Source organism: Actinotalea sp. Marseille-Q4924 (assembly GCF_916618755.1).
In the GTDB taxonomy this organism is placed as follows: Bacteria; Actinomycetota; Actinomycetes; order Actinomycetales; family Cellulomonadaceae; genus Actinotalea.
Genome location: NZ_CAKAKB010000003.1, coordinates 704,958 through 718,486 on the forward strand (window position 1 = coordinate 704,958; position 13,529 = coordinate 718,486).

The window sequence follows — 13,529 nt, forward strand, 5'->3', positions numbered from 1 at the left end:
CACAGGTCCCACCCGGGGACGAGGACTCGAGCGGCAGCGGTCACCGCGCCGCGGCGCGCACCACCTGCTCGGCGTGCCGCAGGACCGGTCCGTCGACCATCTGCCCCTCCCACCGGAAGACCCCCGCGCGGCCCGCCGCGGCCCCCAGCAGACGCCGGGCGCGGTCGACCTCCGCGTCCGTCGGCCGGTACGCCGCCCGGACGACGGCCACCTGGCCCGGGTGGATGCACGCGGTGGCGGCGAACCCGGACGCCCGGGCGTCCGCCGCCTCGGTCGCGAGGCCGTCGACGTCGTCGATGTCGAGGTGGACGGCGTCGATGGCCGCACGGCCGGCGGCGCCCGCAGCGAGGAGGACGGCCGAGCGGGCGTGGGCGGCGACGTCACGGTACGAGCCGTCCGCGCGGCGGCTGGACGTCCCGCCGAGCGACGCGACGAGGTCCTCCGCCCCCCACATGAGCGCGACCACGCCCTTGGCAGCCGCGATGGCCGGCGCCGCGACCACGCCCGCGGCGGTCTCGACCAGCGCCACGACGTCCCACGGGCCCCGGCGCCGGACCGCCACGACGTCGTCGGCGGACGCCGTCTTCGCGACCATCACCGTGCGGTACCGCGTCTGCGTCAGGGCCGCGACGTCCTCGTCGAACCACGGGGTGCCCACCGCGTTGACGCGGACGATCGTGCGCTCCGGATCCAGGGGTGTGGCGACGAGGGCATCCCGGGCGGCCGCCTTGTCCTCGGGCGCCACCGCGTCCTCGAGGTCCAGGATCACCGCGTCGGCGCGTTCCGCGGCCTTGGCGAAGCGGTCGGGCCGGTCGGCGGGGCAGAACAGCAGGGCCGGCCCCATCGCGAACGACGCCCCGGGGTGGGTCACCCCTGCTCCCGGCACAGGAAGAGGACGGCGCGGGTCGCGGTCGCGACGACGACGTCGTCCTGGTTGCGACCCGTGTGCTCGAGCGTCACGACGCCCTGCCCGGGCCGGGACCGCGACAGCCGCTTGGCGGTCACGACCGTCTCCGCGTACAGCGTGTCGCCGTGGAACAGCGGGTGCGGGAACGCCACCTCGCCGAAGCCGAGGTTCGCCACGATCGTGCCCTGCGTGAGCTGCCCCACGGACAGCCCGACGAGGGTGGAGAGCGTGAGGAGCGAGTTCACCAGCCGCTGGCCGAAGGGCTGCGTCGCGGACCACGCGGCGTCCAGGTGCAGCGGCTGGTGGTTCATCGTCAGCGTGGAGAACAGGACGTTGTCGGCCTCGGTGAGGGTGCGCCCGGGCCGGTGCACGTAGCGCGCACCGACCTCGAGCTCCTCGAAGTACAGGCCGCGCTGGACGACCTCGTCCCGCGCCGCGGTGCCGTGGCCGGGCGACGGGTGGCTGGGCTGCACAAGACCTTCGTCGGTCGGTCCGTCGGGGGTCACGGCCGTGCCGTCCGCACGGGGACGGTCGGCGTCCGTGCGGTCCTCGGTCATGCCGCTGCCCCGAACCCCAGCTCGCGGGCGATGATCATCAGCTGCACCTCCGTCGTCCCCTCACCGATCTCGAGCACCTTCGCGTCGCGGTAGTGGCGTGCGACGGCGTTCTCGTTGAGGAAGCCGTACCCGCCCCAGATCTGCGCGGCGTCGTGCGCGTTGGCCATGGCCGCCTCGCTGCTGATCATCTTGGCGAGGCTCGCCTGCATCTTGAAGGGCTTGCCCGCGACGATCCGGTGCGCGGCGTCGTAGGTCGCCAGCCGGGCGGAGTGCGTCCGCGCCTGCATGCGGGCGATCATGAAGGCGATGTGCTGGTTGTCCCCGATGGCCCGGCCGAACACCTGGCGCTTCTTCGCGTAGCGGATCGCCTCCTCGAGGCACCCCTGCGCGGCGCCGGTGCACAGCGCCGCGAACGCCACGCGGCCCTCGTCGAGGCTCTGGATGAAGTTCGCGAAGCCGCGGCCGCGCTCGCCGAGGAGGTTCTCCTCGGGGACGCGCACGTCCTCGAACGTCAGCGGGTGCGTGTCGGACGTGTGCCAGCCGACCTTGTCGTACGCCGGGCCCACCGTGAACCCCGGCGTGCCGGCCGGGACGAGGATCGCCGTGAGCTCCTTCTTGACGGAGCCGTCCACGCGCGTCTCCTCACCGGTCACCGCGGTCACCGTGACCAGGCTCGTGATCTCCGAGCCGGAGTTGGTGATGAACTGCTTCGTGCCGTTGATGACCCACTCGCCGTTCTCGAGGCGTGCGGTGGTCTGCGTGCCGGCCGCGTCCGAGCCCGCCTCCGCCTCGGTCAGCCCGAAGCCGGCGAGCGCCTCGCCCCGCGCCAGCGGCGGGACCCACCGCTGCTTCTGCTCCTCGGTGCCCCGCCGGTAGATTGGCATGGTGCCCAGGCCCACGCCGGCCTCGAGCGTCACCGCGATCGACTGGTCGACCCGGGCGAGCTGCTCCACCGCGAGGCACAGCTCGACGTAGGTCTTGCCCTGGCCGCCGTACTCGGGGGAGAAGGGCAGGCCGAACAGGCCCATGCGGCCCATCTCGGCGATGATCCCGTAGGGCAGCTCCCGCTTGGTGTCGTACTCGTACGCGGCCGGCGCGACGACCTCGTCGGCGAACTCGCGCACCTGGTCGGCGAGCTTCTGCTGCTCGGTCGTGAGGTCGAGGTCGTGGCTCATCCCTGAGTCCCTTCGTGGGGGTGGGCGGCGATCGTCGCCACCACCTGGTCGAGCGCCACCCGGTCGGCCGGTCGGGCCGTGAGGGTGACGATGCCGTCGGACGTCGCGGCAAGCCTGTGCTCCATCTTCATCGCCTCCACCGTGAGCAGCGGCTGCCCCGTGGTGACGTGGTCGCCCGACTCGACGTGGGTCGCGACGACGGTCCCGGGCATGGGGGAGCGGATCTCCGGCGCCGCGACGCCGCCGTCCTCCCGCGCCGCCGCGGCGAGCAGGTCGGCGAGGCGCTCGGCGCGGTCCAGGCGGCGGACGGCGACGGCGGCGCCGTCCACCCCCACCCACGTCGTCGCGCCGTCGGTCGCGATCCGGACGTGGCGGACGGCGCCGTCGAGCTCGAGCGTCGCCACGGGTCCGTCCCGGTGCGCCAGGCCCGCCCGGACCGGCGGACCGTCGTCGACGGTGACGGTGGAGGCGGCCGACGGCGCCGCGGGGTCCGCCCGGACGGCGACGTCCAGCACCGCGCCGTCGGTGAGAGCGAACGCGGACCGGACGGCGACCGGCTCCCCGGCGCGCCAGCCGTCGTACCGCCACGGTGATGCGCCGGGCGCGGTGCCCTCGCCCGTGCCGGCGCGCCGGTCGTGCTCCAGGGCGGCGACGACGACGGCGACGTGCTCCAGCGGACGGCCCGCGCCCCCCGCCGCGTCCCCGGCGCGGGGGACGTCGTCCGTGGTCCGGGCGAGGACGCGCTCGACGAGACCGGTGTCGAGCCGGCCGGCGCGGACGTCCTCGTCCGCGAGGAGGGTGCGCAGGAACGCGATGTTGGTGGGCACCCCGAGGACCGTCGTGCGGGACAGGGCCGCGTCGAGCCGGTGCAGCGCCTGGTCGCGGTCGGCGCCCCAGGCGATCACCTTCGCCAGCATCGGGTCGTAGTCGGCGGAGACGGTGAGGCCGGGCAGGAGCGCGCTGTCGACCCGCACCCCGTCGCCGACCGGCTCCTCGAGGGCGAGCACCCGGCCGGTCCCGGGGAGGAACCCCCGCGACCGGTCCTCGGCGTACAGGCGTGCCTCGATCGCGTGGCCGACGAGCCGGACGTCCTCCTGGCGCACGGCGAGCCGCTCGCCCGCGGCGACCCGCAGCTGCTGCTCGACGAGGTCGAGGCCGGTGACCATCTCGGTCACCGGGTGCTCGACCTGCAGGCGCGTGTTCATCTCGAGGAAGAAGAAGGCGGTCGGGTCGTCCGCCGGGACGATCATCTCCACCGTCCCCGCACCGACATACCCGACGCTGGCCGCCGCCGCGCACGCGACCGCCCCCATCCGCTGGCGGGTCTCCTCGTCGAGCAGGGGCGACGGCGCCTCCTCGACGACCTTCTGGTGACGGCGCTGCAGGGAGCACTCGCGCTCGCCGAGGTGGATGACGGTGCCGTGGGTGTCGGCGAGCACCTGCACCTCGATGTGGCGCGGCTCCCGGACGTAGCGCTCCAGCAGGAGGGTGTCGTCCCCGAACGCGGCCGCGGCGACCCGCCGCGCGGTCCGCAGCGCCTCGGGCAGGTCCTCGGCGCGCTCGACGACCTCCATGCCCTTGCCGCCGCCACCCGCGGACGGCTTGACCAGGAGGGGGAAGCCGACGTCGGCCGCAGCCGCGACCAGGGCGTCGTCGTCCAGCCCCGGCTCGCTGACGCCGGGCAGGACCGGCACGCCCGCCTGCGCGACGTGGCGCTTGGAGCGGATCTTGTCGCCCATGACCTCCAGCGCGCGCACGCCGGGCCCGACGAACACGACGCCGGACTGGGCGCAGGCGCGCGCGAAGGCGGCGTTCTCGGCCAGGAACCCGTAGCCGGGGTGGATCGCCTCCGCGCCCGTCGCGCGCGCGGCGGCGAGGACGGCGTCGACGTCGAGGTAGCTGCGGCGCGCGTCGGCCGGGCCGAGGCGCACGGCCTCGTCGGCGAGCGCGACGTGGCGGGCGTCCCGGTCGGCGTCGGAGTAGACGGCGACCGACCGGATCCCGAGGGCCCGCAACGTCCGGATCACCCGGCACGCGATCTCGCCGCGGTTGGCCACGAGGACGGTGGAGAACAGGCGTGCCGGGGCGGCCGCGGCACGCGTGCCGGTCGGCCCGACGGGGGAGGGCGTGGTCATGGCGGTCACATCCGGAAGAGCCCGAAGCGGGGCTCGGGGAGGGGGACCGTCGCGCAGACGTCGAGGGCCATGCCCAGGACGCGGCGGGTGTCGGCCGGGTCGATGATGCCGTCGTCCCAGAGTCGGGCCGTGGCGTAGTACGGGTTGCCCTGCGTCTCGTACTGCTCGCGGATCGGGGTGCGGAAGTCCTCCTCGTCCGCGGCGGACCACTCCTCCCCGCGGGCCTCGAGCTGGTCGCGGCGCACCGTCGCGAGGACCGACGCCGCCTGCTGGCCGCCCATGACGGAGATCCGCGCGTTCGGCCACGTCCACAGGAACCGCGGTCCGTACGCGCGGCCGCACATCGAGTAGTTGCCGGCACCGAACGAGCCGCCGACGACGACGGTGAGCTTCGGCACGCGGGTCGTCGCCACGGCGGTGACCATCTTCGCGCCGTGCTTCGCGATGCCGCCGGCCTCGTACGCGCTGCCGACCATGAACCCCGCGATGTTCTGCAGGAAGACGAGCGGGATCCCGCGCTGGTCGCACAGCTCGACGAAGTGCGCGCCCTTGAGGGCCGACTCGCTGAACAGCACGCCGTTGTTGGCCACGATGCCGACGGGGTGCCCGTGCAGACGGGCGAAACCGGTGACGAGGGTGGTGCCGTACTCCCGCTTGAACTCGTGGAACCTGCTGCCGTCGACGATCCGCGCGACGACCTCCCGGACGTCGTACGGGGTCTGCACGTCGGCCGGCACGACGCCGTAGAGGTCCTCCTCGGGCAGGGCGGGCGGCTCCGGCTCCTGCAGGTCCCACGCCGTGGTGGTGGGCCGGGGGAGCGTCGCGACGATGTCACGGACGATCTGCAGCGCGTGGGCGTCGTTCTCCGCGAGGTGGTCGGTCACGCCCGAGGTGCGGCTGTGCAGCGCGCCGCCGCCGAGCTCCTCCGCGGTGACCTCCTCGCCGATCGCGGCCTTCACGAGCGGCGGGCCGCCGAGGAAGATCGTCCCCTGCTCACGGACGATCACCGTCTCGTCGCTCATGGCCGGCACGTACGCGCCGCCGGCCGTGCACGAGCCCATGACGCAGGCGATCTGCGGGATCCCGCGGGAGGACATCTGCGCCTGGTTGAAGAAGATCCGCCCGAAGTGGTCCCGGTCCGGGAAGACCTCGTCCTGCATCGGCAGGAACGCGCCGCCGCTGTCGACGAGGTAGATGCAGGGCAGGCGGTTCTCCGCGGCGATCTCCTGCGCCCGGAGGTGCTTCTTCACCGTCAGCGGGTAGTACGTCCCGCCCTTCACCGTGGCGTCGTTCGACAGCACCATGACGTGCCTGCCGTGGACCAGCCCGATCCCGGCGACGACGCCGGCGCCGGGCGCGGCGTCGTCGTACAGGCCGTTCGCCGCCAGCGGCGCGACCTCGAGGAAGGGGCTGCCCTCGTCCAGCAGCGCGTCGACGCGGTCGCGCGGCAGGAGCTTGCCGCGGGCCACGTGCCGTTCGCGGGCGGCCTCGGAGCCGCCGCGGGCGGCGGCGCGCAGCCGGTCGCGCAGGTCCGCGACGAGGGCGCGCTGCGCCTCGGCGTTCGCCCGGTGCTCGGGCGTGCCGCGGTCCGCCGCGGTGCGGAGGGTCTCCATCAGGTCTGTCGCTCTCCGTCGAGCTCGTCCATCTCAGTGAGTCGTCACTAACCGAGATGACGCTAGTGTGATCTCCGACATCTGTCCAGGCGAGAGGACGCGCCGTGAGCGACGACCCACCGCGCACCACCGCACGGAGCCGCGCCAAGGCGGACCGGCGCGCCACGCTGCTGGCGGAGGCCGCCCGCCTCTTCGCCCGGCGCGGCTTCGACGGCGTCTCCATGGAGGACCTCGGCGCCGCGGCCGGCATCAGCGGCCCCGCGGTGTACCGGCACTTCGCGAACAAGCAGGCGGTGCTGGCGGCGCTGCTCGTCGGCGCGAGCGTGCGCCTGCGTGACGGCGGCGACGCGGTGGTGACCGAGGCCGCCGACGACGCCGCCGCGCTGCGTGGCCTCGTGGCGTTCCACACGGCGTTCGCGCTCGCCCAGCCCGACGTCATCCGGGTCCAGGACCGGGACCTCGACGCCCTCGCCGAGGCGGACCGGCGGACGGTGCGCGGCCTGCAGCGCGCCTACGTCGAGGCGTGGGTCGCGGTCCTGGCGCGCCTGGACGCGGACGCGCCCGTCGGCGAGCTGCGCCTGCGGACGCAGGCCATGTTCGGCCTGCTCAACTCCACGCCGTACAGCGCGCAGGGCCAGGGCGTGCGCGGCGTGTCCCGGGGGCGCGTCACCGCGCTGCTCGAGGCGATGGCGCTCGCCGCCCTCGGTCACGGCTGAGGGCGGCGAGCGTCCGGTCGTCAGACCAGCGTCACCAGGCGGCCGGGGTCGGCGAGGACGTCGCCGAGGTCGCGCAGGAACCGTGAGGCCTGCTCGCCGTCGACCAGCCGGTGGTCGAACGACAGGCTCAGCGTCATGACGTCGCGCAGCGCCACCTCTCCGTGGTGCTCCCACGGCCGTCGCCGCACGGCCCCGAGCGCGAGGATGGCTGCCTCGCCGGGCACGAGGATCGGCGTGCCGGCGTCGATGCCGAACACCCCGATGTTCGTGATGGAGATGGTGCCGCCGCTCATCTCCGCCGGCGGGGTCGCGCCCGCCCGGGCGCGCTCGGCGAGGTCCCGCAGGGCGTCCGCGAGCTCCACGAGGTCCATCCGGTCGGCGTCCTTGACGTTCGGCACGACGAGGCCGCGCGGCGTGGCCGCCGCGATGCCGAGGTTGACGTACCGGTACTGCACGATCTCGCCGGCCGCCTCGTCCCACCGCGCGTTGAGGGTCGGGTGCGCCCGCAGGGCCACCGTCATCGCCTTCGCGACGAACGCGAGGACGCCGATGCGGTGCCCCGCGAGACGCCGGTCCGCCGCGAGTCGCGCGAGCAGCTCCGACGTGGCCGTGACGTCGACGGTGAGGAACTCCGTGGCGTGCGGCGCCGTGAAGGCGCTCGCCACCATCGCCGCCGCCGTGTGCTTGCGGACCCCCGTGACGGGGATGCGCTCCTCCCGCGGCCCCGCGGGGGCCGACGACGGCGCGCCGGCGTCGGTCCGGTCCGTGCCGCGCGTGGAGGCGAGCACGTCCTCGCGCGTCACCAGGCCTGCCGGGCCGGTCCCGACGACGCCCGCGAGGTCCACACCGAGGTCGTGCGCGAGCTTGCGGACCGGCGGGTAGGACCGCGGCCGCTCGCCCGACAGGGCGTGGACCGCGCCGACCCGGGTCTGCCCGCCCGCCCCGCCGGGGTGCCGGCCGCCGGCGAGCGCAGCGGCGCCGCCGTGGCGCGCCGACCACGACGCGGCCCGCTCGCGGCGACGCGGCCGTGCGCCGCCCTCGACCGGCGGCCCGTACCCGACCAGCACCGCCGTCCGGGCGGGTGCCCCGGACTGGTCCGCGTCGCCCGCGGCGGGCGCCCCGTCGGCCCCCGGTCCGGTCGGAGCGGCTGGGGCGTCGGTGGTCGACCCGGCGGCGTCGTCGGCCGCGGGCGCGTCGTCGTCGGCGGAGGTCCGCACCGAGAGGATCGTCGTCCCGACGGAGACGGTCGTGCCCTCCTCGACGTGCAGCCGCGCGACCGTGCCCTCGAAGGGGGACGGCACCTGGACGAGCGCCTTGGCGGTCTCCACCTCCGCGATCGTCTGGTTGAGCTCGACGGTGTCGCCCTCGGCGACCTGCCACGACACGAGCTCGGCCTCGGTGAGCCCCTCACCGAGGTCCGGCATCGCGAACTCCTCGACGGCCATCAGCCCTCCCATCCGGTCAGCGAGTGCGGGCGGCCGAGGACGCGGTCCACGCCGTCGAGGATCCGGTCCAGGCCGGGGAGGAAGTGCTCCTCCAGCTTGGCCGGCGGGTACGGCACGTCGAAGCCCGTGACGCGCACGGGGGGCGCCTCGAGGTGCTCGAAGCACCGCTCGGTGATGCTCGCGGCGATCTCGGCGCCGAGCCCGCCGTGCTGCTGCGCCTCGTGCGTGATGACGAGGCGGCCCGTGCGCCGCACGGACTCCTCCACGGCGGCCAGGTCCATGGGGGACAGCGAGCGCAGGTCGATCACCTCGACGCTGACGCCGTCGTCGGCCGCCGCGACCGCCGCGTCGCGGGCGGTCGCCACGAGCGGCCCGTAGGTCACGAGGGTGACGTCCGTGCCCTCGACGACGACGGCCGCGGCCTCCATCGGGGGTGCCGCGTCGAGCGTCGGGTCCACCGGCGCCTTGGTCCAGTACCGGCGCTTCGGCTCGAGGAAGATCACCGGGTCGTCGCACGCGATCGACTGACGCAGGAGGGTGTAGGCGTCCTGCGGGTGGGAGCACGTGACGACACGGAGGCCGGAGGTGTGCGTGAAGTACGCCTCGGGCGACTCGGAGTGGTGCTCCACGGCGCCGATCCCGCCGCCGTACGGGATCCGCACGGTGATCGGCATCGCGACCTTGCCCCGCGTCCGGTAGCGCAGCTTCGCCACCTGGGCGACGAGCTGGTCGAACGCGGGGTACACGAAGCCGTCGAACTGGATCTCCACGACGGGCCGGTAGCCGCGGTAGCAGAGCCCCACGGCGACGCCGACGATCCCGGCCTCGGCGAGCGGGGTGTCCATGACCCGGTCGGCGCCGAAGTCGCGCTGCAGCCCGTCCGTGACGCGGAACACGCCCCCGAGGGTGCCGATGTCCTCACCCAGCAGCAGGACGGCAGGGTCGTCCTCGAGCGCGTGCCGCAGGCCGAGGTTGAGCGCTCCGGCCAGCGTGAGGGTGGCGGCCGCCGCGTCCGGTGCCGCGTGGGCCTGCGGGGCGGGCACCGCCGCGCGGTCGGTGGTGGGCGCGGTCATCGGTGACCACCCCCCTCACCGGCGGACCGGGCGTCGGTCTCGTCCTCGCGGTACATCGCCAGGTACGCGGCGTACTGGCTGCGCTGCCGCTCGAGCCACACGGACGGCGTCGCGTACACGTGGTCGAAGAGGCTCAGCGGCTCGGGTGCGGTGAGCCCGAGGCACCCGGCGCGCATCCGGCGCGCAGCGGAGTCCGCCGCGTTCTTCACCGCCGTGGAGACCTGGTCGTCGAGGATCCCCTCGCGCTCGAGCAGCCGCTCGACGCGCAGCAGCGGGTCCCGTCCGGCCCACGCCTCGCGGTCGGCCGGGTCGACGTAGCGGGTGGGGTCGTCGGAGGTCGTGTGCGGACCCATGCGGTAGGTGACCGCCTCGACGAACGTCGGGCCCTCGCCGCGACGCGCCCGGTCCAGCGCCTGCCGGGTGACCGCCATGACGGCGAGCACGTCGTTGCCGTCGACGCGCACGCTCGGGATGCCGAACCCCGGCGCGCGGTCGGCGATCGGCCGGATGGCCTGCAGGCCCACCGGCTCGGAGATCGCCCACTGGTTGTTCTGGCAGAAGAACACGACCGGCGCGCGGAAGCTCGCGGCGAAGACCATCGCCTCGTTGACGTCGCCCTGGCTCGTGGCGCCGTCGCCGAAGTACGCGACCGCGACCGCGTCCGTGCCGTCCTTGACGGCTCCGATCGCCCAGCCGGTGGCGTGCAGGGTCTGGGCGCCGATGATGATCTGGGGTGTCGCCATCCCGACCGCGAAGGGGTCCCAGCCCGAGCTCGCCGTGCCGCGCCAGACCCTGACCATGTCGGTGAGGTCCACGCCGCGGCAGTACGCGACCGCGTTCTCGCGGTAGCTGGAGAAGACGAAGTCGTCGCGTCGCAGCACGCGGGCCGAGCCCACCTGGGCGGCCTCCTGGCCGAGCAGCGGGGGCCACAGGCCCAGCTGGCCCTGCCGCTGCAGCGCGGTCGCCTCCACGTCGAGGCGCCGGACGACGACGAGGTCCTCGTAGAGGGCGACCAGGCGGTCGGCGTCGACGTCCTCGACCCAGGGCTCGTACTCGGGGTCGGGTGTTCGTGTCCCGTCGGGGGCGAGCAGCTGCACGAGCCGCTCGTCGCGCGCGTCGGCGCGCTGGTCCTCCGGCGCCTGGGCGCCGTGCTCCTGCGGCGCCTCGGCGCCGTCGTGGTCGTCGGCACGCTCCGACGCAGCGGCGGTTCTCGCCGTCTCGCGTCGTTCGTGCACAGCGGTCGGGTGGACGTGTGAACGCAACATGTCTCGCTCCGTGTGTGGCGGAGCCCGCGCCCTCGTGAGGCTCGGGCTCCGTTGCCCGTGGTGCCGTCAGGCTACGGCCGCAAGGGACCTTCTGCCCACCATGCGGACGTCGTCGGAGCGTCGCGCCGCACGCCGGGGCGTCAGTCCTGCCCGGCGGCGCCCCAGCCGTGCCACCGCTCGACCCTCATGCGCACGCTCACCCGGGCGCGGTCGCGCACCGGGTACGGGTTGCCGCCGTAGTGCCTGGAGAGGCGGTCGATGTCGACGAGGTCGGTGTCGTCCTCGATCGAGGTGACCCGTCCCTGGACGCTGACGTGGGTGTACCAGTCGTCCGTCGCCAGAGCGGTGAGCGAGACACGGGGGTCGCTGCGCAGGTGACGCAGCCGGGCGCGTCCCGCGTCGAGGTTGAGCAGGAGGGTGCCGTCCTCCTCGACGAGGTACCAGGTGGCGACGGTGACGGGCCGGCCGTCCGCGGCCACGGTGGCCATGACGGCCGGGTTCGGCCGCGCGAGCAGCGCCGCGACGTCGTCGGGCAGGGGAGGGACGGGCACGAGGACCTCCGGGTGACGGTACGGGCCGGCTCAGCCGCCCACGGGCAGGTGCCGGGACCACCAGTCCAGCACGTGCTCGAACCGCTGCACCCGGTGACGCGGTCGCCCCGACCGGGTCAGCTCGTGGCCCTCGCCGGGGAAGAGCAGCAGCTCCGCCCCGACGCCGCGCCGCTTCAGCTCGACGAACCACCGCTGACCCTGCTCGACCGGGCACCGCCAGTCGTTCTCGGAGTGGATCACGAGGGTGGGCGTGCGGACGGCGTCGACGTGCGCCATCGGGGACTGCGCGGCGACCGCCGCCTCGCCGTCGGCGGTGCGCGGGTCGCCGAGGTACTCGAGCCCGAAGAACCACCCGATGTCGCTGGAGCCGACGAAGCTCACGGGGTCCAGGAACCCGCGCTCCACGATCGCGCCGGTGAACCGCTGCGTGCGCGTGGTCAGCCACGCGGTGAGGTACCCGCCGTACGAGCCGCCCATGACGCCGAGCCGGTCCGGGTCGAGCCCCAGCGTGGTGTCCGCGAGCGCGGCGTCCAGGAGCGCCAGGACGTCGTCGGTGTCGACCGTGCCGAACGCGCCGCGGATGGCCCGCCCGTGGGCGGCGCCGTACCCGGCCGAGCCCCGCGGGTTGCCCAGGACGACGGCGTACCCGGCCTCCGTGAGCGTCTGCACCTCGTCGAACACCGCGTGGGTGTACTGGGCGTACGGTCCGCCGTGGATCATGAGGATCGTCGGGTGGGGGCCCGCGTACCTCTCCCCGTCGGGGGTCGCGACCCAGCCGTGGACGGGGTACCCGTCGGACGCGGTCGCGGTGAGCTCGCGGGGCGTGCGCAGCCGGCCCGTCGCGCGCAGGGCGGCCGACAGGTCGGTGAGCACGACCGTGCCCGCCCCGGTGTCCGCCGCGCCTGCCGGGTCCCGCACGACGACGACGTCGCCCGTCGAGTCCGGCCGCGCCACCGCCGCGACGACGACCCCGCCGTCCGGGGTGGCGTCCGCGCCGGAGACGACCACGGGTCCGCCCAGGAGGACGTGCTCGTCCCCCTCGCCGGAGGCCGGCAGCGCGACGAGCACGACGGCGCCGCGCCGCTGGTCCGCCACCACGACGGCGTCCTGCGTCGCCACGAGCAGCCCGGGCAGCAGGTCGACGGCCTCGGCGTCGGTGTGCCGGCGGGGGCCCGCGTCGGTGGCCTCCCCGTCCTGCAGCGCGAGGGAGAACAGCCCGGTCTGCGCGGTCACGAAGTCCCTGCCCGTGGGTCCCTGGTCGCTCGCGAGGAGCCACAGGGTCCGGCCGTCCGGCGAGGGGGCGACCGCGTCGACGGACAGGGTGTCGCGCGCACCGGCCCGCGTGAGCGGGACGGGGGCGGCCGGTGGGGCGCCGTCGGCCGGCCGACGCGGTGCCGCGACGAGGACGGCGTCGCTGAGCAGGTCGGCCTCGCGGGCGGCGTGCACCGCGGCGACGGCGACGAGGCGCTCCCCGTCGGGCAGCCAGCGGGGGCCGGCGACCTCCAGGTCGCCGACCGTGAGGGCCGTCGGCTCGGGCAGGGGGCCGGACGACGGGTCCGCCGGCACGTCCAGCACGAAGAGGTGCTGGGGTCGGTCGCGGAAGAAGCCCACGCCGTCCCCGCGGTAGCGGAACGTCGTGATGTGGCGTGGCGGCTCGCCGGCCGCGTCCTCGCCGGCGACGTAGCGCCCCTCCTCGGGCACGCGCGCGAGGTAGGCGATCCGGCTCGAGTCGGGCGAGAAGCGCGGCTCGCTCACCCCGAGCGGCGCGTCCGTGAGGGCCACGGGCTCGCCGCCGGACGCCTCGACGAGCCACAGCTGGGCGCGGCCCTTCGGCTCCGAGCGCAGGAACGCGACCCAGCGACCGTCGGGGGACCACGTCGGTGCCGTGTCGCGGTGGCCCCGGGTCAGCCGGCGGGGCGCGCCTGACCCGTCGGTCGGGGCCGTCCACAGGGACCCGACGTACTCGTCGGTCGTCGGGTCCGGGGCGGTGACGGACCACACGGCCGTCGAGCCGTCGGGGCTCAGGGCCGGGGTGCCGGGGGTGTGCAGGAGCGCGACGTCGTCAGGGATCACGCAGCGACCCTAGGCCAGC

11 protein-coding genes are annotated in these 13,529 nt (G+C 75.1%); 1 reads left to right on the top strand and 10 read right to left on the bottom strand.

The genetic code is table 11. The features are described from left to right. Positions 1-40 precede the first annotated feature (40 nt). Genes LG379_RS09970 through LG379_RS09990 form a run of 5 tightly spaced genes read right to left on the bottom strand, consistent with a single transcriptional unit; the run spans position 41 to position 6,387 of the window. Positions 41-844 (bottom strand): CoA ester lyase, encoded by an 804-nt coding sequence (locus LG379_RS09970; RefSeq protein ID WP_225754933.1) that lies wholly within the window; start codon positions 842-844, stop codon positions 41-43. Between the two features lie 23 nt (positions 845-867). After that, the gene (locus tag LG379_RS09975) at positions 868-1,464 is read right to left on the bottom strand and encodes a MaoC family dehydratase (RefSeq protein ID WP_370634489.1); all 597 of its coding nucleotides are present in this window, start codon (positions 1,462-1,464) and stop codon (positions 868-870) included. Next, positions 1,461-2,639, bottom strand: a complete 1,179-nt coding sequence (locus tag LG379_RS09980; RefSeq protein ID WP_225754396.1) for an acyl-CoA dehydrogenase family protein — start codon at positions 2,637-2,639, stop codon at positions 1,461-1,463. The genes LG379_RS09975 and LG379_RS09980 overlap by 4 nt, the downstream gene beginning before the upstream one ends. Beyond that, a complete protein-coding gene (locus LG379_RS09985; RefSeq protein ID WP_225754397.1) occupies positions 2,636-4,774 on the bottom strand; it encodes a biotin carboxylase N-terminal domain-containing protein in 2,139 nt (712 codons plus the stop codon). The genes LG379_RS09980 and LG379_RS09985 overlap by 4 nt, the downstream gene beginning before the upstream one ends. A 5-nt stretch (positions 4,775-4,779) precedes the next feature. Further along, entirely contained in the window at positions 4,780-6,387 is a 1,608-nt protein-coding gene (locus LG379_RS09990) for a carboxyl transferase domain-containing protein (RefSeq protein ID WP_225754398.1), read from the bottom strand. A gap of 104 nt (positions 6,388-6,491) precedes the next feature. Between LG379_RS09990 and LG379_RS09995 the strand changes: the two genes are divergently transcribed. Further along, positions 6,492-7,103: a TetR/AcrR family transcriptional regulator gene (locus tag LG379_RS09995; protein WP_225754399.1), complete on the top strand. Its 612-nt coding sequence runs from the start codon at positions 6,492-6,494 to the stop codon at positions 7,101-7,103. A 20-nt stretch (positions 7,104-7,123) separates the two neighbouring features. On the opposite strand, the gene LG379_RS10000 is transcribed toward LG379_RS09995, so the two are convergent. From LG379_RS10000 to LG379_RS10020, 5 genes are all read right to left on the bottom strand, one after another. Continuing rightward, entirely contained in the window at positions 7,124-8,548 is a 1,425-nt protein-coding gene (locus LG379_RS10000; RefSeq protein WP_225754400.1) for a dihydrolipoamide acetyltransferase family protein, read from the bottom strand. Beyond that, entirely contained in the window at positions 8,548-9,621 is a 1,074-nt protein-coding gene (locus tag LG379_RS10005) for an alpha-ketoacid dehydrogenase subunit beta (protein ID WP_225754401.1), read from the bottom strand. Before LG379_RS10005 ends, LG379_RS10000 begins: the two co-directional genes overlap by 1 nt. Further along, positions 9,618-10,886, bottom strand: coding sequence for a pyruvate dehydrogenase (acetyl-transferring) E1 component subunit alpha (gene pdhA, locus LG379_RS10010; RefSeq protein ID WP_225754402.1), 1,269 nt, complete (start codon positions 10,884-10,886; stop codon positions 9,618-9,620). Before pdhA ends, LG379_RS10005 begins: the two co-directional genes overlap by 4 nt. Positions 10,887-11,026: 140 nt before the next feature. Further along, complete coding sequence (locus LG379_RS10015; RefSeq protein ID WP_225754403.1) at positions 11,027-11,437, bottom strand: PPOX class F420-dependent oxidoreductase; 411 nt, start codon at positions 11,435-11,437, stop codon at positions 11,027-11,029. 30 nt (positions 11,438-11,467) lie between these two features. After that, positions 11,468-13,510, bottom strand: a complete 2,043-nt coding sequence (locus LG379_RS10020; protein ID WP_225754404.1) for a S9 family peptidase — start codon at positions 13,508-13,510, stop codon at positions 11,468-11,470. Between the last annotated feature and the right edge of the window lie 19 nt (positions 13,511-13,529).